General features: G+C 72.2%; 20 protein-coding genes. 13 read left to right on the top strand and 7 right to left on the bottom strand.

Annotated elements, in window-relative coordinates:
- The first annotated feature begins 61 nt into the window (after window positions 1–61).
- The 4 genes from ACLBWP_RS05155 (at window position 62) to ACLBWP_RS05140 (ending at window position 2,487) form a co-directional block, all read left to right on the top strand.
- Entirely contained in the window at window positions 62–604 is a 543-nt protein-coding gene (locus ACLBWP_RS05155; RefSeq protein WP_447654352.1) for an RNA polymerase sigma factor, read from the top strand.
- Between the two features lie 40 nt (window positions 605–644).
- On the top strand, window positions 645–1,409 hold the full coding sequence (locus ACLBWP_RS05150; protein WP_447654351.1) for a hypothetical protein: 765 nt from the start codon (window positions 645–647) through the stop codon (window positions 1,407–1,409).
- Between the two features lie 172 nt (window positions 1,410–1,581).
- The gene (locus ACLBWP_RS05145) at window positions 1,582–1,929 is read left to right on the top strand and encodes a YciI family protein (protein WP_447654350.1); all 348 of its coding nucleotides are present in this window, start codon (window positions 1,582–1,584) and stop codon (window positions 1,927–1,929) included.
- A gap of 123 nt (window positions 1,930–2,052) precedes the next feature.
- Window positions 2,053–2,487 (top strand): phage holin family protein, encoded by a 435-nt coding sequence (locus ACLBWP_RS05140; RefSeq protein WP_447654349.1) that lies wholly within the window; start codon window positions 2,053–2,055, stop codon window positions 2,485–2,487.
- A gap of 17 nt (window positions 2,488–2,504) precedes the next feature.
- Here ACLBWP_RS05140 and ACLBWP_RS05135 read toward each other — a convergent pair whose 3' ends face one another.
- Window positions 2,505–2,861, bottom strand: a complete 357-nt coding sequence (locus ACLBWP_RS05135; RefSeq protein ID WP_243562719.1) for a hypothetical protein — start codon at window positions 2,859–2,861, stop codon at window positions 2,505–2,507.
- A 125-nt stretch (window positions 2,862–2,986) separates the two neighbouring features.
- Window positions 2,987–3,826, bottom strand: coding sequence for an alpha/beta fold hydrolase (locus ACLBWP_RS05130; protein WP_447654347.1), 840 nt, complete (start codon window positions 3,824–3,826; stop codon window positions 2,987–2,989).
- 157 nt (window positions 3,827–3,983) lie between these two features.
- On the opposite strand from ACLBWP_RS05130, the gene ACLBWP_RS05125 reads away from it, so the two are divergent.
- From ACLBWP_RS05125 to ACLBWP_RS05100, 6 genes are all read left to right on the top strand, one after another.
- Window positions 3,984–5,576, top strand: coding sequence for an APC family permease (locus tag ACLBWP_RS05125; protein WP_447654346.1), 1,593 nt, complete (start codon window positions 3,984–3,986; stop codon window positions 5,574–5,576).
- Window positions 5,577–5,642: 66 nt separating this feature from the next.
- Window positions 5,643–6,479, top strand: a complete 837-nt coding sequence (locus ACLBWP_RS05120) for an urea amidolyase associated protein UAAP1 (protein ID WP_447654344.1) — start codon at window positions 5,643–5,645, stop codon at window positions 6,477–6,479.
- Window positions 6,480–6,482: 3 nt separating this feature from the next.
- Entirely contained in the window at window positions 6,483–7,175 is a 693-nt protein-coding gene (locus tag ACLBWP_RS05115) for an urea amidolyase associated protein UAAP2 (RefSeq protein ID WP_243562724.1), read from the top strand.
- Entirely contained in the window at window positions 7,172–10,879 is a 3,708-nt protein-coding gene (uca, locus tag ACLBWP_RS05110; RefSeq protein WP_447654343.1) for an urea carboxylase, read from the top strand. Before ACLBWP_RS05115 ends, uca begins: the two co-directional genes overlap by 4 nt.
- Window positions 10,876–12,606 carry an allophanate hydrolase gene (gene atzF / locus ACLBWP_RS05105; protein ID WP_447654342.1) on the top strand — a complete coding sequence of 577 codons (1,731 nt, stop codon included), beginning with the start codon at window positions 10,876–10,878 and terminating at the stop codon, window positions 12,604–12,606. Before uca ends, atzF begins: the two co-directional genes overlap by 4 nt.
- A 52-nt stretch (window positions 12,607–12,658) precedes the next feature.
- The gene (locus ACLBWP_RS05100) at window positions 12,659–13,351 is read left to right on the top strand and encodes a TetR/AcrR family transcriptional regulator (RefSeq protein WP_243562729.1); all 693 of its coding nucleotides are present in this window, start codon (window positions 12,659–12,661) and stop codon (window positions 13,349–13,351) included.
- A 43-nt stretch (window positions 13,352–13,394) separates the two neighbouring features.
- On the opposite strand, the gene ACLBWP_RS05095 is transcribed toward ACLBWP_RS05100, so the two are convergent.
- On the bottom strand, window positions 13,395–13,622 hold the full coding sequence (locus ACLBWP_RS05095) for a helix-turn-helix domain-containing protein (RefSeq protein WP_447654341.1): 228 nt from the start codon (window positions 13,620–13,622) through the stop codon (window positions 13,395–13,397).
- The gene (locus ACLBWP_RS05090) at window positions 13,622–14,233 is read right to left on the bottom strand and encodes a hypothetical protein (RefSeq protein WP_447654340.1); all 612 of its coding nucleotides are present in this window, start codon (window positions 14,231–14,233) and stop codon (window positions 13,622–13,624) included. The genes ACLBWP_RS05095 and ACLBWP_RS05090 overlap by 1 nt, the downstream gene beginning before the upstream one ends.
- 132 nt (window positions 14,234–14,365) lie before the next feature.
- Here ACLBWP_RS05090 and ACLBWP_RS05085 point away from each other — a divergent pair, with 132 nt between their 5' ends.
- Window positions 14,366–15,019 carry a VOC family protein gene (locus tag ACLBWP_RS05085; protein ID WP_447654339.1) on the top strand — a complete coding sequence of 218 codons (654 nt, stop codon included), beginning with the start codon at window positions 14,366–14,368 and terminating at the stop codon, window positions 15,017–15,019.
- Between the two features lie 9 nt (window positions 15,020–15,028).
- On the opposite strand, the gene ACLBWP_RS05080 is transcribed toward ACLBWP_RS05085, so the two are convergent.
- From ACLBWP_RS05080 to ACLBWP_RS05070, 3 genes are all read right to left on the bottom strand, one after another.
- Window positions 15,029–15,517: a hypothetical protein gene (locus ACLBWP_RS05080; protein ID WP_447654338.1), complete on the bottom strand. Its 489-nt coding sequence runs from the start codon at window positions 15,515–15,517 to the stop codon at window positions 15,029–15,031.
- A gap of 71 nt (window positions 15,518–15,588) precedes the next feature.
- Window positions 15,589–16,224 (bottom strand): MBL fold metallo-hydrolase, encoded by a 636-nt coding sequence (locus tag ACLBWP_RS05075; protein WP_447654337.1) that lies wholly within the window; start codon window positions 16,222–16,224, stop codon window positions 15,589–15,591.
- A 31-nt stretch (window positions 16,225–16,255) separates the two neighbouring features.
- Window positions 16,256–17,227 (bottom strand): helix-turn-helix domain-containing protein, encoded by a 972-nt coding sequence (locus tag ACLBWP_RS05070; RefSeq protein ID WP_447654336.1) that lies wholly within the window; start codon window positions 17,225–17,227, stop codon window positions 16,256–16,258.
- A gap of 174 nt (window positions 17,228–17,401) precedes the next feature.
- On the opposite strand from ACLBWP_RS05070, the gene ACLBWP_RS05065 reads away from it, so the two are divergent.
- Together ACLBWP_RS05065 and ACLBWP_RS05060 are read left to right on the top strand one after the other, a co-directional pair.
- Window positions 17,402–19,339: a glycoside hydrolase family 43 protein gene (locus tag ACLBWP_RS05065; RefSeq protein WP_447654335.1), complete on the top strand. Its 1,938-nt coding sequence runs from the start codon at window positions 17,402–17,404 to the stop codon at window positions 19,337–19,339.
- Window positions 19,340–19,431: 92 nt separating this feature from the next.
- A complete protein-coding gene (locus ACLBWP_RS05060) occupies window positions 19,432–20,769 on the top strand; it encodes a flavin monoamine oxidase family protein (protein WP_447654334.1) in 1,338 nt (445 codons plus the stop codon).
- The last annotated feature ends 49 nt before the right edge of the window (window positions 20,770–20,818 follow it).

Below are 20,818 nucleotides of genomic sequence, written 5' to 3'. Positions count from 1 at the left end.
ATCGGTCACGACGTGTCAGGACCGGTGCTTCCTCGACACTTCTGGGGTGAGAGGGGGCACCGTGGAACCGACCGACACCGATGCCGACGCCGCACTCACGCGACGCATGGCATCCGGCGACACCGGGGCGTTGGCTGATGCCTTCGACCGGTTCGCACCGACGCTCACCCGCTACGCGTGGGCACTGGCTGGCAGCAAGCAGGACGTCGAGGAGCTCGTCCAGGACTCGTTCCTGACGCTCTGGCAGAAGGCCGCCGACATCGACCTGCCGACCGGCACGCTGCTGCCGTGGCTGCTGGTCGTCTGCCGCAACCACGCCCGCAACCAGGCCCGACGCACCGCGAAGAACGCCGGCGACGAGCTCCCCGCCGAACTCGCAGCACCCACCGACGCCGACGAGGCCCGCGAACGACTCCGCTGGGTCCGCGACGAGATCGCAGCACTGCCGGAGACCGACCGCCGGATCTGCGAACTCTGCCTGCTCGAAGGGCACTCCTACTCCGAAGCCGCCACGATGCTCGGCCTGAGCGTCGGTGCGGTCACCCAGCGGGTCTCACGGTCCCGCGCGCGACTCAAGAAGGCGGTGACGCACGATGAACACTGAACCTCCCACCGGAGACGACCTGCAACAGATGCTCGTCTCGATGAAACGCGAAGTCCTCACGCGCGCCGACCAGCAGCGCCCCGCCCCCACGCGCCGTGCACGTCGCGCCGGACTCGTCATCGGCGTCATCGCGGTCCTGGGCATCGGCGCCACCAGCGGCGGTGTCGCGCTCGGCATGATCCCGCAGCCCTTCGCCGCAGCACCCGCACCGACCCCGAACTCGACCACCGTCGAACCGTCGGAGACACCGAGCGAGTCGTCGGCCCCGGTCGTCGAGCAGCCGACCAGCACCCCCACGCCGACACCGACCCGCAGGCCCTTCTCGGCGAACGACCCGACCACCTGGACGATCAGCTTCGACGAGGTCGGCCCGGTCGCACTCGGAGGGGCGGTTGCCAGCGAACTCGACGACCTCGAACCGGCGTTCACCGCGGATCCGAACTCCCTGTGCCCGAACCCCGACGTGTACTTCTACGACAACGGCGCGCAGCAGTCCCTCATCGTCTCCGCGGTCGACGGGAAGGTGTTCGGGATCACCGTGGGCGGGAACGAGCAACCCGGACAACCCCTCGGGACCGGGCCCACCACAGCCCAGGGGCTGGGCGTCGGCAGCACGCTCCCGCAGCTCCAGGCCGCGTACCCGGACCTGGAACGCATGCCCACCACGCTGGCGTACGGCCTGCCGGAGTGGACGGTCTCCGACGGCAGCCGCCACATCACCTTCGTGCTGTCGAGCGAGGACGGCCCCGTGAAGACGGTCTGGGTGAGCACCAACCCGAACCCGCCGTACGAGTACTGCGGCTGAGATCCACGCGCTCGCGTGAACTGACCGGCTGTGGGGGGCGGCCAGTGCACGCGGGTGCGTCGGGACGCCAGGCGCGGTGCTGGCCCGCACCGCGCCTGGCGTCCGGTGGGCCTGGACACCACCGCACGACGCGAGCAGGATGAGCCGAACCGACTCAGGGAGATGGTGCCTCGTGCAGTTCCTCGTCAACGTCATCGACACCGGCCAGGCCGCCGCCGCCGGCCGGACCGACTCGGCGACCGCGGCCGAGCACGACGCGGTCGACGCCCTCAACCAGCGGCTGCAGGCCGAGGGTCGCATCCTGTTCGCCGGCGGGCTGACCGCTCCCGGTGACGCCGTCGTGATCGATGCGCGGGGCGCCTCCGCCGCGGTCAGCGAGGGATCGTTGTTCGGCGACGACCAGTACGTCGCGGGGTTCTGGGTGCTCGACCTGCCCGACGTCGCAACGGCACGCCGCATCGCTGGCGAGGCCTCGGTGGCCTGCAACCGCACGATCGAGCTGCGCGCGCTGCAGGGCTGAACCTGCGAAGTGGCCGGGCACGTCGCGGCAGCGCGTGACGATCATCGATCCAGGTGCGTCCCGTTGGTGGGCGCACCGCTCGTGCCCGCGAGCACACTGCTCGCGCCCCCGACAGGAGTGACCATGACGAACACCGACCACGACGACCAGGCGACCGGCAGGTCCTCGTTCCGCGACACCATGACCGCCGGGCTGGTGCAGAAGGCCCTGGAGCCCGTGCTGCGCGCCGTCCGCGACGAGGTGGCGTCAGCGCGACGCGAGGTCAGCGAGCGCGCCAGCGGCGCCAAGACCGGCCTGGTGCTCACCGGTGTCGCCGCGGCCTTCGCGCTCACGACGCTCATCGCCCTGGCTGGCTTCGTCGTCGCGCTGCTGGCCCTGGCCCTGCCCGTGTGGGCGGCGGCCGGCATCACGTTCGCGGGCTTCGCGGTCATCACCGCGATCCTGCTGGCCGTCGGCATCCGCGGCATCCGTCGGGGCATCCCGCCGGTACCGAAGGACACCATGCGCTCGGCCCGCGACCGGGTCACGCACCGGGACGGCGAGCGCACCGGGAGCTGACGCAGGGTGTGGCGTCGTCAGCGAGCGGTGGCGCCGAACAGCGCGCTGAGGAACCCGAAGCGTCCGCGCGGTCGGATCGTCTGCACGGTGCGGGTGGGTGCCGGGAACGCGACGTCGTGCAGGTTGTTGCGCTTCGAGCCGTCCCAGTTCGCGAACAGGTAGGCGCTGCCGAGCACCGACAGGCTGCGGACGGGCGCCCGGCGCCAGTCGCCGGCGCGGACGAAGTACCCGGAGTGGCCGGAGTGGATGTTCCGGATCACGGTGTCGACGTCGATGACGCCCGTCTCGGTGATGACGGCGGTGATGCCCGTGCGGTCTCGGGCGACGTACTCGATGATGTGTTCGGGCATGCTGCGTTCACGGTCGGGTGCCATGTCCGGACGCCTGGTGGTGGGGCCTGGCGGGGGACTCTGCCGGAACCGTCGTTGCTTCCTCGATCAGGATACGACGACGACGTGGATCCAGCACCAGGATGGCCAGAGAGAGCAGTGCGCCCTGTTCACCGACCGCTCAGCGCGCCCCGCACCAGGTCGGCGACCAGAGCGGGCCGTTCGAGTCCGGGCAGGTGGGCCACGCCGGGCAGCACCCGCCCCGGGCCCTGGCCGAGCCGACGGGCGGTCTCCTCGTAGAAGGGCAGGTCGGCCGGGATGTCCAGGTCGCCCCAGGTCGTCAGGACCGGCACCGTGACCTCGCCCAGGCGTGTCCACGCGCCGACACCCGCTGCCCCGGCACTGTCGGCCGCGGCGACGTCGAGGATGCGCTGGTTCATCGCGACGAACAGCTCGCGCGCCGGACCGCTGACGCGACCCTCGGGCGCCGTGGGGCCGTCGAGCCACAGGTGTGCGAGCGCGGCGATGCGGTCCTCGGTCGGCGCACCGTCGTCCTCCGCGACCTCGAGCAGGGGTTCCGTGGCCGCGTCGAGCACCCAGTCGAAGGGGGTGTCCTCGTCGGTCATCCCGGATGCGCCCGCGCCGATGAGCACGGCGCCGGAGACCCGCTCGGGGTGCAGCAGTGCCGTGTCGAGCGCGAGCCCGCCGCCCATCGAGTTGCCGACCAGCAGCGATTGCTGCACGCCCAGGTCGTCGAGCACCACGAGCAGGTCGTCGACGTGGGTGAACGACGCCGGATCGGCCGCTGCCGGGGTGTCCCCGTAGCCGCGCCGGTCGTACGCGACCAGGTCGAGACCGTCGTCGGCGAGTTCGGCTGCGACGGAGTCCCACGCGCGCCGGTCGGCGACGCCTGCGTGCAGGAAGACCACGGCGCGGTCGCCGCCGTGGTGTCGGGTGACGGCGATCGGGGTGCCGTCGGGGGCCGTGATGCTGCGTTGCTCCGCGTCCATGACACCGAACCTAGCCCGCCGCCGACTCGCAGTGTTCACACGATCGTGCGCTCTGTCACGAGCACGAAACAGCCGGGCAACGGGGGCGACACAGCACCGCAGCACACTGGTCGCACTACCTGTCGCCCGACAGGTACTCCGCGAAAGGTCTGCAGCCATGCGCTCCTCCGAAGCTCCGCTCCACGCACCGCGCGCCACCGTCTCCCCCACCACGCAGGACCTCGCCCGCATCGGCTACGAGCAGGAGCTGCACCGCGGCGTCGGGTCGTTCTCGTCGTTCGCCGCCGGGTTCTCGTTCGTGTCCATCCTGACCACGGTGTTCCAGCTGTTCGGCCTGGGCTTCGGACTGGGCGGTGCCGCCTTCTTCTGGGCCTGGCCGCTCGTCTTCGGCGGCCAGCTGCTCGTCGCGCTGAACTTCGCCCAGTTGGCAGCCCGCTGGCCGATCTCGGGCGCGATCTTCCAGTGGTCGAGCCGTCTGGCCGGTGCGCGCTTCGGCTGGTTCACCGGCTGGACGATGATCATCGGGCAGATCCTGACGGTCGCGGTCGCCGCGATCGCCGTCCAGGCCGTGCTCCCCGCCATCTGGAGCGGGTTCCAGGTCGTCGGCGGTCCGGGCGCCGACCCCTCGTTGGCGTCGTCGACGGGTGCCGCCAACGCGGTGGTCCTCGGCCTGGTGATGCTCGTCGCAACGACCCTGGTGAACATCACGAGCGTGCGGCTCATGGCGCGGGTGACGAGCTTCGGCGTGCTCATCGAGATCATCGGCGTCGTGGTGCTCATCGCCGCGCTGTTCCTGCTGCCGCACCGCACCCCGGCGGTGCTCTTCACGACCACGGGGTCGACGAGCACCGAGCCGTACGTGTGGGCGTTCCTGGCGTCGTCACTGATGGCGGCGTACGTGATGGTCGGGTTCGACTCGGCTGGCGAGCTGGCCGAGGAGACGCACAACCCCCGCCGCACCACCCCGAAGACGATCGTCCGCGCGCTGACGGTGTCCGGTCTCGGCGGCGGACTGCTCATCATCGGGGCACTCGTCGCGGCCCCGAGCCTGACCGACGGCAAGCTCGCCACCCAGGGACTGGCGTGGGTCATCACCTCGACGCTCGGCGACGTGTTCGGCCGCCTGCTGCTGTGCACCGTCGCCGTCGCCGTCTTCGCGTGCACCCTGGCGGTGCAGACCGCGGGTGCCCGGATGGTCTACTCGATGGCGCGCGAGAAGGCCCTGCCGTTCCACCGCACCCTGGCGAAGGTCTCGCCGCGCACCGGGACCCCGATCGCGGCGTCGATCGTCGTCGGGGTCGGTGCCGGGCTCGCCCTGGCGGTGAACATCGGGCAGTCGGCGATCTTCACGGCGCTGTCCAGCCTGTGCATCGCGATGCTCTACCTGGCCTACCTCGGCGTGACCGGACCCCTGCTGGTGCAGCGCATCCGGCTGCGGCGCGAGGGCTTCCCGGCCGGGGTGGACGAGGACGGCAAGCCGCTCTTCACGCTCGGCCGGTGGGGCATCCCGCTCAACGCGCTGGCCGTGGCGTTCCAGATCGGCATGGCGGTCAACCTGATCTGGCCCCGTCCCGAGATCTACGACCTGACGGGCCACTCGTGGTGGCTGCAGTACAGCGCACTGCTGTTCATCGGCGGGGTCCTGCTGATCGGCTGGGCGTGGTCGGCGTGGCGGCACCGCGCGCACGGTCCGATCACCCTGGCCGACGTCCCCACGACCGCCGCGACACCCGTGACCGCGGACGCCTGAACGCGCGGACACGACACCGCAGTCAGCACCAGCACCAGCACCAGCACCAGCACGGAGGAACCACCCATGCGTGACCTGCACCAGACCGACAGTGTCCTCGCCTCGCGGGACGACGCCCGCGCCCAGGCCGGAATCCGGTCCGAGCACATGCCGTACCTGCCGGCATCGACGTCCCCGTACACCCCGGACGGCGTCGATCCCGCGCAGCTCGTCTGGGCCGAGACCGTCGCCCCGGGCGGGTACACGCACAAGGTCCTGGCTCGGGGTTCCCGGCTGCGGTTCGACGACCCCACGGGCGACGCCTGCGCGAGCATCGTCGTGTACAACGCGCTCGAGCCGTGGGAGCGCCTGAACGTCGCCGACACACAGAAGATCCCGTGGCAGGCCTACCTGGGCGCCGGATCCCCGCTGCTGAGCGGCGACGGCCGGGTGCTCGCGAGCATCGTCGAGGACACCTCCGGGCGCCACGACGCGTTCTGCGGGACCTCGACCGACGCCTGGAACACCGCCAAGTACGGCGACGCCGCACCCGAGGGGCCGTCACCGAGCGGTCGGTCCCTGCTGGCGAAGGCGGCGGCGAAGCACGGCCTGACCAAGCGCGACCTGCCGCCGAGCGTGTCGTTCTTCCAGGGCGTGCGGGTCGACCCCGACGGCGCACTCGAGCCCGTCGGGTCGGCCGGCCCGGAGCACCACGTCACCCTGGTCGCCGAGCTGCCGCTGCTGGTGCTGGTCGCGAACGTCGCGCACCCGCTCGACCCCCGCACCGACTACGTGGTGGGGCCGCTGCGCGTGCACGCCTGGCGCGGGGAGCCGACGAGCCCCGCGGACGACCGCTTCGGCGCCACACCGGAGCTGACGCGCGCCTACCTGAACACGATCGACCACGCGGAAGCACGAGGCTGAACGATGTCCGACACCCTGACCTCCACCGTCCCCGTCGGCGCCGTCCACGCGCCCGACGTCGCCCTGGACTGGAGCGAGTCGCTGGTCCCCGGCACCGTCGTGCGCGACGACCGGGTCGCGCCGCTCGCCCCGTGGTCGACGGTCGTCCGCGCCGGGCAGGTCCTGACGATCGTCGACGTCGGCGGCAACCAGAGCGCCGACTGCCTGGTGTACGACGCCGTCGACCCCGACGAGCGGTACAGCGTGCCCGACACCCTCGTCGCGCAGGGGAACGCGTACGTCCGGACCGGCACCGTGCTGATGTCGAACGAGGGCCGCCCGCTGATGACCGTCGTCGGCAACGAGATCGACCGGCAGGACACGATCGGCGGGGCGTGCTCGAAGGAGTCGAACACGCTGCGGTACGGCCACCACACGGCGTACCAGCACGGCTGCCGCGAGAACTTCATCGCCGAGGCCGCGCGCCACGGACTGGGCGTGCGGGACCTGGTGTCGAACCTGAACTGGTTCATGAACGTGCCGGTCGAGGCGGACGGCGCGCTCGGGATCGTCGACGGCATGAGCGCCCCCGGCAAGCGCGTGGCCGTCCGGGCCGAACGGGACGTGCTGGTGATCGTGTCGAACTGCCCGCAGATGAACAACCCCTGCAACGACTTCTCCTGCACGCCCCTGCGCATGATCGTGGTCCAGCCGTGACCGCCGCGCCCGACCGCACCGGGAGCCCCGCCGTGCCGCTCGACCTGGACACCGTGCTCGTCGCCAACCGCGGGGAGATCGCCCGTCGCGTGATCCGCTCCGCCAGGGCGATGGGCATGCGCACCGTCGCCGTGTTCTCCGACGCCGACCGTGCCGCCCCGCACGTGCGCGAGGCCGACGTCGCCGTCCGCCTGGGACCGGCCCCCGCTCGCGAGTCCTACCTGCGCATCGACGCTGTCGTGCAGGCGGCGCTCGACACCGGCGCCGGCCTGGTCCACCCCGGCTACGGGTTCCTGTCCGAGAACACCGACTTCGCGAGCGCCTGCGAGGCCGCCGGTATCCGCTTCGTCGGACCGACGGCCGAGCAGATCGTCGCGTTCGGCGCGAAGCACACCGCCCGCGAGCTCGCCGCCGCCGCCGGGGTCCCGATGCTGGCCGGCACCGGGCTGCTGGCCTCGGCCGACGACGCGGTCGCCGCGGCGGAGCGGATCGGTCTGCCCGTCATGCTCAAGGCCACGGGCGGTGGCGGCGGCATCGGCATGCAGGCCTGCGCGACCCTGGACGAGGTGCGCGAGGCCTACGCCAGCGTCGAGCGCACCGCGGCTGCCGCCTTCGGCGCCGCCGGCATCTTCCTCGAGCGCCTGGTCCGACCGGCCCGGCACGTCGAGGTCCAGCTGTTCGGCGACGGCCAGGGCCGGGTCGCCGTGATCGGTGACCGCGACTGCTCGCTCCAGCGCCGCAACCAGAAGGTCATCGAAGAGGCCCCGGCGCCGGCACTGCCGGAGCACGTCCGGGAGGCCCTGCACAGTTCCGCACGTCGGCTCGCGGCGAGCATCGGGTACCGCAGCGCCGGCACGGTCGAGTTCGTCTACGACCCGGTGCGCGAAGAGGCGTCGTTCCTCGAGGTGAACACCCGGCTGCAGGTGGAACACCCCGTCACCGAGCAGGTCTACGGCGTCGACCTGGTCGCGCTGATGCTGCGACTGGCCCGCGACGGCGCGTCCGGCATCGACCCGGATGTGTTCGCGCGCACCTGGACCCCGACCGGCCACGCTGTCGAGGCCCGCGTCTACGCCGAGGACCCGGCCAAGGGCTCGCTGCCCTCGAGTGGCCTGGTGACGCAGGCCGTGTTCCCCGCGACCACGACCGACGGCGGCGCCCCAACCGGCATCCGCGTGGACGGCTGGGTCGAGACCGGCTCCGAGGTGTCCGCGTTCTACGACCCGATGCTCGCCAAGGTGATCGCCACCGGGGAGACCCGCGACGACGCCCTCGACCTGCTGCGTGCGGGGCTGACCGGCACCCGGATCGACGGCATCGTGACGAACACCGGTCTGTTGCGCGCCCTGACCGACGACCTGGAACTCCGCACGGCGACGCACTCGACGTCGACGCTCGACGAGACCGCCGACCCGGACCCGCGCATCGACGTCGTGACACCCGGCACGATGACGACCGTGCAGGACCTGCCCGGCCGCCTGGGCCACTGGCAGGTCGGTGTCCCGCCGAGCGGCCCGTTCGACGCGGCGTCCTTCGCCGAGGCGAACCGCGCGGTCGGCAACCCCGAAGGCGCTCCGGCGCTCGAGGTCACCGCGACCGGACCCACACTGCGGTTCTCGGCCCCGGCCCTGGTCGCCGTGACCGGAGCGGCGGCCCCGGTCACCGTCGACGACGAGCCCGTGCCGCTGTGGGAGCCCGTCGAGGTGCAGGCCGGACAGACCCTGACGATCGGCACCGCCGCGGGCCCCGGACTCCGGACGTACCTGGCGGTGCGCGGTGGCATCGACGTGCCGACCTACCTGGGGTCCGCGGCCACGTTCACGCTCGGCGGCTTCGGTGGCCATGCGGGCCGTGCTCTGCTGGCCGGCGACGTCCTGCGCCCGGGCTCCCCCGACGCCGACGTGCCGCACCCCGCCTTCCCCGCCGGTGCCCGGCTCGGCCTGGTCGGCGGGCCCACACCCGACGACCGCCGCACGGCACTGACCAGCACGTGGGAGATCGCCGTCACCGAGGGCCCGCACGCGGCACCGGACTTCTTCACGCGCGCCGACCTCGACGTGTTCTACGCCACCGACTACGGCGTGCACCACAACTCCGCCCGCACCGGTGTCCGGTTGATCGGCCCCCGGCCGGGCTGGGCGCGCACGGACGGCGGCGAGGCCGGACTGCACCCCTCGAACATCCACGACACCCCCTACGCGGTCGGCGCGATCGACTTCACCGGCGACACCCCGATCATCCTGGGACCGGACGGACCGTCCCTGGGCGGGTTCGTCTGCCCCGCCGTGGTGGCGAGCGGTGACCTGTGGAAGGTGGGCCAGTTGCGCCCGGGTGACACGGTGCGGTTCGTGCCGGTCCGCGAAGCCGACGCCGCCGCGCTCGACGCACACCGGGCCTCCAGGACGGTGCCGCGCACCGGAGCCGACGGACGCACCGGCGGGGACGGGGACGACGGCGTGCTCGCACGCCTGGACGCCACCGAGTCCCGGCCGAGCGTGGCGTACCGGCGGGACGGCGACGACAACGTCCTGGTGGAGTACGGCGACATGACGCTCGACATCGCGCTGCGGATGCGGGTGCACGCCCTGATGACGACGCTGCAGGCCGAGGCACCGGAGGGCATCCTCGACATCACGCCGGGCATCCGCTCGCTGCAGGTGCACACCGATGCCAGCGTGCTGAAGGCGAGCACCATGGCCGGCCTGCTGCGTGAGCTCGAGGACGAGATCCCACCGACCGACCAGCTCGTCGTGCCCTCGCGGACGGTCAAGCTGCCGCTGTCGTGGGACGACCCGGCCACTCGGCTGGCGATCGAGCGCTACATGAACGGTGTCCGGAACGACGCTCCGTGGACCCCCTGGAACATCGAGTTCATCCGGCGGATCAACGGGCTCGACTCGGTGGACGACGTGTTCCGCACGGTGTTCGACGCGAGCTACCTGGTGCTCGGTCTGGGCGACGTGTACCTCGGCGCGCCGGTTGCCACGCCCCTCGACCCGCGGCACCGGCTCGTGACCACGAAGTACAACCCGGCCCGCACCTGGACGGCCGAGAACTCGGTCGGCATCGGCGGCGCCTACCTGTGCATCTACGGCATGGAGGGCCCCGGCGGCTACCAGTTCGTCGGCCGCACCGTGCAGATCTGGAACCGGTTCCGCCGCGGTGGACTGTTCCAGCAGGACCCGTGGGCGCTGCGGTTCTTCGACCGGATCGAGTGGTACCCGGTCGGCGCCGACGAACTGCTCGAGCTGCGCGCCGAGACGGACGCCGGCCGCGGGGAGTTCGAGACGGTCGACGGCGAGTTCTCGATCGCGTCGTACAACCGGTTCCTCAGCGACAACGCGACCTCGATCGACGCGTTCCGTGCGCAGCAGGCGCGGGCGTTCGATCAGGAGAAGGACCGCTGGCGTGCCTCGGGCGAGTTCGACGTGCGCGACGAGCCGGCGCCCGTGGTGGCCGACGCCGTGACGGTGCCCGAGGGCTCGACCGCGGTGGTCGCACCGTTCACCTCGACCGTGTGGCAGGTCGACGTCCGGCCGGGTGACCGGGTCGACGCCGGGCAGAAGCTGCTGGCGGTCGAGGCGATGAAGATGGAGTCGATGGTGCACGCGCCCGTCGGTGGCCAGGTGCTCGAGGTCTACATCAGCCCGGGCGAGCAGGTGGCGCCGGGGCAGGTCCTCGCCGCGATCGGAGGAGCAGCATGAGCACGAGCACCACGAGCACCATGAGCACGAGCAGCACCGCCACCACCGGCGCCGCCGCCCGCGTGCACGACGCGTACGACCGGATCACCGCGGTCGACCGCCCCGAGGTCTGGATCACCCTGCGCGACCGGTCCGACGTGCTGGCCGAGGCGACGGCGGTCGACCCGTCGCTCCCCCTGGCCGGTCTGCTGGTCGCGGTGAAGGACAACATCGACGTCGCCGGGCTCCCCACGACCGCCGCGTCGCGCTCGTTCGCGTACGAACCGACCGCTGACGCCACGGCCGTGGCCCGTCTGCGCGCCGCCGGCGCCGTCGTGGTCGGCAAGACGAACCTGGACCAGTTCGCCACGGGTCTGGTCGGTACCCGGTCGCCGTTCGGCGCCGTGCGGAACGCGTGGGACCCCACGCGGATCTCCGGCGGATCGTCGAGCGGTTCGGCCACCGCGGTCGCGCTCGGGATCGTCGACCTGGCGCTCGGCACCGACACCGCCGGGTCCGGTCGGGTGCCGGCAGCGCTCGGCAACCTGGTCGGGGTGAAGCCCACGAAGGGCCTGGTCCCGAACACCGGCGTCGTGCCGGCCTGCCGGTCGCAGGACTGCGTCACGGTGTTCGCCCGGTCGCTCGACCTGGCCCGGACCGCGACCGAGCTGATGACCGGCCCGGACGGCATCGACCCGCTCGCCCGCGAGGACACCGCGCACGCCGCCCTGCCCACCACGCCGCGGCTCGCCGTGCCGCTGCCGTCGCAGCTCGAGGGGCTTACACCGGGGTGGGCCGAGGCGTTCGCGGCGGCCGTCGACCGCTTCCGGGCGCTCGGGCACGACGTCGTCGAGGTCGACATCGCACCGCTCCTCGACGCCGCAGCGCTGCTGTACGACGGCGCGTTCGTCGCCGAACGGTACGCCGCCGTCGGCGCGCACATCGACGCGCACCGGGACCTGATCGGGGACGACCTCGACCCGTCCGTGGCGACGATCGTGCTCGGTGGTGCGACACCCACCGCCGCCGAGCTGTTCGCCGACCAGGAACGGCTCGACCGCCTCGGGGCTGCCGGCCGCGCGGTGTTGGCCGGCACGACCGCGCTGCTCACCCCCACCACCACCTGGCACCCGACGCTGGCCGAGGTCGCCGCCGACCCGATCGGGGCGAACAGCCGGATGGGGCGCTACACGAACTTCGCGAACCTGCTCGACATGGCCTCGCTCGCGGTGCCGGCCGGGTTCGTCGACGGCCTGCCGTTCGGCGTGATGCTGACCGGGCCTGCGTTCACCGACCGACGGCTCGCGGCGCTCGCCCGCGCCTTCACCGCGCCGACGGTCGACCTGCTGGTCGTCGGCGCACACCTGCGGGGCCAGCCGCTGAACGGCCAGCTGGTCGCGGCCGGCGGGTCGTTCGTCATGGAGGCCCACACCGCGTCCGACTACCGGCTGTACGCCCTGGACACGGTGCCGCCCAAGCCGGGGCTGGTCCGGGCGGGCCCGGTCACGCCCGGTGACGGCCGGGGTCCGGCGTCAGGTTCGGGTTCGATCGTCGGAGAGGTCTGGCGGCTGCCCGCCGCCGGTTTCGCCACGTTCGTCGCCGCGCTGCCCGCACCGATGGCGATCGGCACCGTCGCACTCGACGACGGCACCGACGTCACCGGGTTCCTGGTCGAGCCGTGGGCCGTCGACGGCGCGCAGGACATCACCCAGCACGGCGGGTGGCGCGCGTACCGGGAGCAGGCATGACGGCGCCGGCCCGGGAGCAGGCGTGACGGCGCGGGCCTGGGAGGATGGGGGCATGCCCGCCGACGACCGCCCCACCCGTGTCGGCCGTCCCCGGGCTGCCGGCACGACCGACTCGGAGCTGTCGCCGCGGGAGCAGATCCTCGACGCCGCCGCGGCCCTGTTCGTCGAGAACGGGTTGAGCGCCACGTCCACCCGGGCGATCGCGGACCGGGTCGGCATCCGGCAGGCCTCGCTGTACTACCACTTCGCCGGCAAGGACGACATGCTCGTCGAGCTGCTGACCACCTCGGTGCGCCCGAGCCTGGACGTGGTGCGCGGCCTCGAGCAGCGGGTGCCGGACACGGCGAGCGCCGCCGGTGCCCTGGCGGCGCTGGTGCTCATCGACGTCGACACCCTCGTGCGCACGCCGCACAACATCGGCACGCTGTACCTGCTGCCCGAGGTGCAGGGCGAGCGGTACGACGGGTTCCGGGTCGAGCGTCGCGAGCTGCAGGACACCTACGGCCGGCTGGGGTCGCTCGCCGCGACGCCCGACGTCACCGCGTCCCTGACCCCGACACAGCTCGGCGGTCTGCTCATCCAGCTCGCCGAGACGGTGATCCAGCTGCGCCGCGCCGGCAGCGTCCGCGACACCGACCGGGACGCCATCGTCGCGACCTGCCTGCGTGCCTGCGGGCTCGACACGGCGGCGATTGCCGTCGCACGCCGTGATGCCGAGGCCCTGCTGGCCGCAGCGGTCGTCTGAACCCGACCGCGGCCTCCTGTCCGCGATCCACGGCTCGGCGGCGTCAGCGCCGGACGGAGAACACGTCGCCGGGCTGGCAGCCGAGCACCTCGCACAGCCGCGTCAGCGTCGAGAACCGGATCGCCCTGGCGCGGTTGTTCTTCAGCACGGACAGGTTGACGACGGTGACGCCCACCCGGTCAGCCAGCTCGGTCAGGGTCATCCCCCTGGCAGCGAGCAGGTCGTCGAGGTGACAGACGACCGCGTGGCCGTCGTCGGACTCGGGCGGCATCAGACCAGTCCGGCCTGGTCGCGCACCATCCGCTGCGAGGCGGTCAGCGCGAACCGGAAGCAGATCACGAGCAGCAGCCCGAGGTAGACCGGCACGTACGGCGGGTCCAGGACGGGGTCGGGCAGGCGGCCGTCCCATCCCAGTGCGGACACCACCCAGTTCCAGCCCATCCGGCGGACGAACGCCGGCACGAACCCGGCGACGACCACCGCGACCGCCAGCACGTCCAGGACCTTCGCCGTGGCGATGTCGAACAGACCGCCCCGTGCGATCCGCCACGCGACGGTGGCGACCAGGCCGATGAGTGCCGCGACGAACACGAGTTCCAGGGCGTCGCCGACGCGGATGTACCCGATCGCGCCGGCCGGCACGTCGGCGGTCCGGACCAGCAGGGCGAGCTGCTCGGTGCGGACGGTCGCTCCGCCCGGGGGTTGCGGCACGGCGCTGGTCGCAGCGACGTGCGCCGGGACGGTGACGGTGCCGGTGCGGATCGACTCGGCCAGATCGGCGACGTACCGCCAGACCAGCAGTCCGATGCCGATCACGCAGGCGGCGACGTACCCCAGGTAGGAGTTCCTGCCACGAGGCGGGTCGTAGACGGGTGTGCTCATCGTTCCCTCTCCTGTCGGTCAGCGGCACCATCGATCATCGGTACCATCGAATGTCGATACAACGATGATCGATATGTAGCCGCGTGTCAAGGGTCTTGATCTCGACCGATGTCGAGGTGATGGGATCGCGGTATGCGCATCACCCAGGTCACGCTCCCCGTCCGCTCCCTCGACACCGTCGCAGCGTGGTGGCGCCCGCTCGGGTTCCCGACGATCCAGGGACCCGACCGCGTGTCCGTCGACGTCGGCCACACGCGGGTCCACCACGAGCCCGACCCCGCACTGATCGGCACGCACCACCTGGCGATGACGATCCCCACCGGCACGTTCGACGCCGCCGTGGCGTGGATCGCCGACCGCGCGCCGGTGCTGTCCCGCGACGGGATCACGGTGTTCGAGGGACCGGACGGCTGGGACTCTCGCTCCGTGTACTTCGACGGACCCGACGGCCAGGTGCTCGAGTTCATCGAGCGTCGCGTGCTGCCAGCCGAGCACGTCGGACCGTTCACCGCGGACAGCGTGGTCGGTGTCAGCGAGGTGGGCGTGGTGGTCGAGGACGTCGTCGCGACCGCACAGCGACTCGCAGACGTCGGCGTCGCTCCCTACGCGGCGCCCCCGACCGCCGGGTTCGGCGCGGTCGGGGACGTTCACGGGCTGCTGGTCCTGGTGGCGCCGGGCCGGCCGTGGCTGCCGACGACGGACCGGATCGCCGCCGACAGCAGCGTCACGATCGACGTCGGTCTGCCGCGGCCCGTGGTGCTCGGCGCGGGCAAGGTCCTGCGCTGAACCGGTCGGTCAGCGCTCGGTGTCCTCGGTGATGCGCTCGCCGGTCTCCGGGTCCCACCCGAGGGTCTTCGGCTCGACGCGGCGCGGACGGCGCTCGGCCTTCGGGAACCACCCGCGCGCCGAGGGCAGGTAGCTCAGCACGGCGGCGGCGGCCAGCGCGATCGGTTCGAGGAGGGACCAGTCCGGCGGAGTGGTCACCAACCCGATGAGCGTCGACACCACGCCGAGTCCGGCGATGATCGCCAACCACAGCCGCGCGGTCCCCGAGCCACGCCACATCCGCAGCGCCAGCCACCCGAAGAACAGCGTCAGAGCCAGGAACAAGACACCACCCACGACGGTGGCGACGAGCAGGCCCGTGTCCTCGGTGCCCAGGCTGACGAGCAGCCGTGGCACACCGACGGCCAGGCGGACGACCGTCTCAACCCACCAGATCGCCGCCGCGATCGTGACGACCGTCGGGCGTGCCGTCGTTGTCGGTGCTGCCTGCGTGCTCATGACTGCACCATGGCACCAGCGGAGGCCCGTTGCCAAGCGACACCGGGCCTCCAGTCCTGGGGACGGTCGCGTCAGAGTGCGATGGTCTCGCCGTCGGACAGCGTCACCAGCTCGGTCCCCGTGAGCTGCTGGGCGAACTGGGCGAACGAGCCCTTGCCCGCGTCGCTGAGCATCAGGTCGTGGATCTGCACCGCGCGGGACGGGTGCACGGCGCGGACGAAGTCGACGAGCTCGCCGAGCTTCGCCCACGGGCCCGAGGTCGGGACCAGCAGGGTCTCGACGGCGACCTCGGGGACGAAGTACGCGTCGCCCGGGTGGTACACGGCGCCGTCGACCACGAAGCCGACGTTGCTCATGAGCGGGATGTCGGCGTGGATGACGGCGTGGTCGCCGCCGACGACCTGCACCGAGAAGCCGGCCGCGTCGAACGTGTCGCCCGGGGCGACGGTCGTGACCCGGCCGTCGTGGTCGCCGAGCGCCTGGGCGACGCTCGCCGGGGCCCAGACGCGCAGCTCGGGCTGGGCGTCGAGCGCGGCGGTCAGCACGTCGGCATCCAGGTGGTCCGGGTGGTCGTGGGTGACCAGGACCGCGGTGGTGCGGGCGACCAGGTCCGCGGAGTTCGGCGTGTAGGCGCCCGGGTCGATCACCAGGGTGGTGTCGTCCTTGGTGAGCACGACGGTGGCATGGGTGTACTTCGTGAGGTCCATGCAGACGATTCTGCGCCTCCGTCCTCGGAACTCAGGACGAGCGGCGCAGGGTGTGCCGTGGGTACTCGCCGAAGCGGCTGGCGTACTCGGCCGAGAACCGCCCCATGTGCGTGAACCCCCAGCGGCGCGCGACCTCGGCCACCGAGGACTCGCCCGGATCGAGCAGCAGCAGGTCCTCCTGCGCCCGGCGCAGCCGCATCTCGCGCAGGTAGGCCATCGGGCTCTGGTCGAGCGTCCGTTGGAACGAGTCCTGCAACCCGCGCACGCTCAGCCCAGCGGCGTCGGCGATCGCCGTGACCGTCACGGCTTCGTGGGCATGCGCCTCGAGGTACTCGATGGCGGTCCGGAGGCGGGCTCCCGCGCGTTGCGCCGGGTCGGCACCGAGCGGCTCGGACTGCAGCGGGTACAGCCGGAGCAGGGCACGGGCGACCTCGCGCTGCGCCTCGTGCCAGGCGAGCGAACCCACTCCGCCGGTGTGCAGCGCGCGCATCGCCCCCGCGACGGCCGTGCGCCACACAGCAATGCTCGTCGGATCCGGGGTGACGCGGTGGTCGAACGCCAGCGGGCCGCAGGCGAGCAGCCCGGACTCCTGGGCCACCTGGCGCACCAGGTCCTGCCCGAGGTGCACGAGCCGCTGGTCCCAGTCCTGGTACTCCATCCGGAAGCGTCGTTCTACGGGGAACAGCGTGGGGACGCCCGGCTCCATCCGGACCTCGTCCCGTCCGACGTCGACCCGGGCGGTCCCACGGTCGAGCCACTGCACGACGACCTCGCCCTCGGTCGCCGCGTCGCCGCGCAGGTAGCCGTGCATCTGCGAGCGACGGACGCTGAGCTGGTCGTCCCCGACCGCGACGTACTTGTACCAGTACTGCTGGTCGAGGGCAGACGAGTACCAGGTCCGGCCGGCGTACATGCCGGCGAGTGACGTGATCGCCGAGTCCGTGTCCTGCCCGGAGACGGCGACCAGCGCCGTCGTCGGGGGTCGGGAGGTCGTCTCGTTCACCCCTCCACCATCCTCGGCAACCCGGGATCCCGCGACGGGTCCGCGTTTCGTGGATCGACTCCGCCGCGCGTCAGACGGGGGTCCAGTTGCCGCACCACCTTGCATCCACCTGAGGACCGTCGCAGGATGTTGACGTTGCCAACGGGGGCAGCACGAGCCGAGGAGGCCGGATCGATGGGGATTCGACGAACACGACGATGGACGATCGCCGCGGGGGCGGTCGCAGCAGCACTGCTGGTCGCCGGACTGGGTACCGCACCGGCACACGCTGCCGACACCGGGACCTTCCACCCGGGCCAGCAGTGGAACGACGACAACGGAGCGCCCGTCCAGGGGCACGGCGGCCAGGTCGTCACCGCCCAGGACAGCGCCGGCAGGACGATCTACTACTGGTACGGCGAGGACCGTGTGAACGGGTACGCGAACACGCGCGGCGTGCACGTGTACTCGTCGTACGACCTGACGAGCTGGAAGGACCAGGGCCTGGCGCTCCGGACGATGACCAGCCGGGCGGACTTCGACGATCCGTACTTCGCGTCGCTCTACGGTGAGTACGACAGCGCGCAGCAGGACGCGGTGTACCGGGACCTCGGCGTGACCGCGCCGAGTGCCGACCGCCCGGGCGCGATCCTGGAGCGGCCGAAGGTGGTCCACAACGCGGCGACCGGGCAGTGGGTGATGTGGGTGCACGCCGACGGACCGACCGCGGACTCGAACGCGCAGTACGCCAAGGCCACCGCCGGCGTCGCCGTGTCGGACTCCCCCACGGGTCCGTTCCGGTACATCGACTCGTACCGGCTCGACCGCGTCGCCGCCGACGACCCGACGAACCAGAAGCCGGACTCCCCCGGCATGGCCCGGGACATGAACCTGTTCGTCGACGACGACGGGACGGCCTACATCGTCTACGCGTCCGAGGAGAACCTGACCCTCTACATCTCGAAGCTCGACGCGGACTACACCGGCCTGGCGACGGACCCGACCAAGGCCGTCGAGGGCGTCGACTTCCGACGGCCCCAGCCGTGGATCGGCGGACAGCGCGAGGCGCCGGCGCTCACCAAGGTCGACGGTACCTACTACCTGATGACCTCGGGCGCGACCGGTTGGGCACCGAACGCCGCCGCCTACGCCACGGCGACCGACCTGCTGGGGACGTGGACCGCACACGGCAACCCGGCGACGGGGACCGGAGCCGACACCACGTGCAACTCGCAGAGCACCTCGTTGCTGAACCTCGGAGACGGCCGCGTCGTGTACATCGGCGACCGCTGGAACAACGCCGAGGACCTGCGGACCGCGCCGTCGATCTGGCTGCCCGTGACGTTCGGCGAGGGCGGCGCCATGTCGTTCTCGTGCGACACCACGTCGTGGTCGCTCGACGACCTGCGGCCGTCGTCGATCTGGAAGGTGACGACGACGATCCCCGGACAGGCCACCCTCGGCGACACCCGGGCACTACCGACGAAGGTCACCGTGCGCGAGGACGGTCGGCAGCGCTCCCACCGCGTCCGCTGGGCGGCGGACGCCCTGTCGACGCCGGGGGAGCGGGTCGTGACGGGCACGCTGGACGACGGCCGGACCTTCACCCGCACCGTGACGGTGATGCCGAAGCGGCTGGCGTACTTCGTCGACGCCGGTGGCCAGGGCACGAGCGACCTGGCGGCCGACCTGCGGTTCGCGAAGCAGCGCGGTGACCGGATCCCCAACACCGTGCCCGACCAGCGGTTCGGCGTGGACCCTGGCAGCCGCGCGCACTGGGGGTACTTCGGCACCACCGGCGGCACCTCGGGCACGAGCGGCGGCACCGTCACCAGCACCGTCCGCTGGCAGGCCGACAAGACCGACCTGGAGTACGCCCTCGGCGGCCTGTCGAAGGGGAAGTACCGCGTCGACATGGGCTTCTGGGACCCGTGGACCAAGAGCGCGCCGGGTCGTGCCGCCGCCGTGGCCGTCGACGGCACGACGGTCGCGACCGCCCAACCGATCGACGGGACGTACCGCACCCTTTCCACGTCGACGAAGGTCGGTTCCGACGGTCTCGTCGACCTGCGCATCTCGCCCGCGACCGGGTACGGGATCCAGGTGAGCTGGATCATGGTCTCCCGGGCCTGAGCCGCGACCGTCTGGAGGCCCGGTGTCGGCCCGGCGGACCGGTGCCGGGCCTCCAGGCGGTCACCGTCAGTGCGGTCGTGTTGACTGCGGCCATGGAACGGTTCGACACCATCGTGGTCGGCGCCGGCATCGCCGGGCTCACCACCGCACGGCTGCTGACGGCAGCCGGTCAGCACGTCGTCGTGCTCGAGGCCCGCGACCGCGTCGGGGGCCGCGTGTGGACGGACCGGTCGGACGGCCGGGTCACGGACCTGGGCGCGTCGTGGATCCACGGCGTCGACGGCAGTCCGGTCGCGGCCGCGGCGCACGCGTTCGGCATGCCGACGGTCGAGTTCACCGTCGGCGGCTACCAGGCCGACAGCCGACCGATCGCCTACGCGGGACCGGACGGCCAGCTGCTCGACCCCGAGGCGACTCGGCGCTTCGTCGAGGACGTGCGTGCCGTCGACGCCGCACTCGCGCCGGTGATCGCAGCCTCGGCGCCGGACGCCACCTACCGCGACGTGACCGAGGCCGCGCTGGCCCAGCAGCACTGGTCGGCGGACCGCGTCGAGCGGGTCCGCGAGCACCTGGCCCACCGCAGCGAGGAGCAGTACGGGGTCACGATCGCGGGGCTCGCCGCGCACGGGCTGGACGACGACGCGATCGACGGCGACGAGGTCGTGTTCCCCCAGGGCTACGACGCGCTCGCGACGCACCTGGCCGAGGGGCTCGACGTGCGGCTCGGATGCGTGGTCGAGCGGGTCGTGTGGTCGGCGTCCGGCAACGTCGTGTCGGTCGGGGAGACGACGTTCGCGGCCGACGCCGTCGTCGTGACGGTCCCCGTCGGAGTGCTGCAGTCCGACGCCTTCGTCATCGAGCCGGACCTGCCCGCTGCCCACCGGGCCGCACTCGGCCGCCTCCGGATGAACGCCTTCGAGAAGGTGGTCCTGCGCTTCCCGACGCGGTTCTGGGCCCCGGCCGACGGCGCCGACGTGTACGGCATCCGGCAGCTCGGACCCGAGGGGCGCTGGTGGCACTCCTGGTACGACCTGACCCGGCTCGACGGTGAGCCGACGCTGCTGACCTTCGCGGCCGGACCCGCGGCGCACGGCATCCGCGGGTGGAGCGTCGACCAGGTGACCGCGTCGGTGCTCGAGCAGCTGCGCCGTCTGTACGGCGACGTCCCCGAGCCCACGAGCGCGCACGTCACGGCGTGGCAGGACGACCCGTTCGCGCGCGGTTCGTACGCGTACATGACCCCGGGCTCGCGGACGAGCGACCACGACGACCTGGCCGTCCCGGTCGGCGGCGTGCTGCACCTGGCCGGCGAGGCGACCTGGACCGAGGACCCGGCGACCGTCACCGCGGCGATGTGCTCCGGCGAGCGCGCTGCCGGTGCTGTGCTCGGTCGCCCGGTTGCACTGGAGTTCCCGGAACTGTCTCGGTAGATTGGAGCCGCCTCGGTGGATTGTTGAACAACCTCGGCGACAGGGAGCC

The organism is Microbacterium sp. M1A1_1b, from assembly GCF_053345565.1.
Note: the sequence above shows the minus strand (reverse complement) of the source record. Positions and strands in the feature narration are given on the sequence as shown.

Bases quoted from the DNA above. Each gene is read 5' to 3' on its own strand.
- ACLBWP_RS05100 (WP_243562729.1), top strand. From the start codon at position 12,659: ATGCCCGCCGACGACCGCCCCACCCGTGTCGGCCGTCCCCGGGCTGCC.
- ACLBWP_RS05120 (WP_447654344.1), top strand. From the start codon at position 5,643: ATGCGTGACCTGCACCAGACCGACAGTGTCCTCGCCTCGCGGGACGAC.
- ACLBWP_RS05075 (WP_447654337.1), bottom strand. From the start codon at position 16,224: ATGGACCTCACGAAGTACACCCATGCCACCGTCGTGCTCACCAAGGAC.
- ACLBWP_RS05140 (WP_447654349.1), top strand. From the start codon at position 2,053: ATGACGAACACCGACCACGACGACCAGGCGACCGGCAGGTCCTCGTTC.
- ACLBWP_RS05090 (WP_447654340.1), bottom strand. From the start codon at position 14,233: ATGAGCACACCCGTCTACGACCCGCCTCGTGGCAGGAACTCCTACCTG.
- ACLBWP_RS05130 (WP_447654347.1), bottom strand. From the start codon at position 3,826: ATGGACGCGGAGCAACGCAGCATCACGGCCCCCGACGGCACCCCGATC.
- ACLBWP_RS05065 (WP_447654335.1), top strand. From the start codon at position 17,402: ATGGGGATTCGACGAACACGACGATGGACGATCGCCGCGGGGGCGGTC.
- ACLBWP_RS05080 (WP_447654338.1), bottom strand. From the start codon at position 15,517: ATGAGCACGCAGGCAGCACCGACAACGACGGCACGCCCGACGGTCGTC.
- ACLBWP_RS05150 (WP_447654351.1), top strand. From the start codon at position 645: ATGAAACGCGAAGTCCTCACGCGCGCCGACCAGCAGCGCCCCGCCCCC.
- ACLBWP_RS05085 (WP_447654339.1), top strand. From the start codon at position 14,366: ATGCGCATCACCCAGGTCACGCTCCCCGTCCGCTCCCTCGACACCGTC.
- ACLBWP_RS05060 (WP_447654334.1), top strand. From the start codon at position 19,432: ATGGAACGGTTCGACACCATCGTGGTCGGCGCCGGCATCGCCGGGCTC.
- ACLBWP_RS05135 (WP_243562719.1), bottom strand. From the start codon at position 2,861: ATGGCACCCGACCGTGAACGCAGCATGCCCGAACACATCATCGAGTAC.
- ACLBWP_RS05115 (WP_243562724.1), top strand. From the start codon at position 6,483: ATGTCCGACACCCTGACCTCCACCGTCCCCGTCGGCGCCGTCCACGCG.
- ACLBWP_RS05095 (WP_447654341.1), bottom strand. From the start codon at position 13,622: ATGCCGCCCGAGTCCGACGACGGCCACGCGGTCGTCTGTCACCTCGAC.
- atzF (WP_447654342.1), top strand. From the start codon at position 10,876: ATGAGCACGAGCACCACGAGCACCATGAGCACGAGCAGCACCGCCACC.
- ACLBWP_RS05125 (WP_447654346.1), top strand. From the start codon at position 3,984: ATGCGCTCCTCCGAAGCTCCGCTCCACGCACCGCGCGCCACCGTCTCC.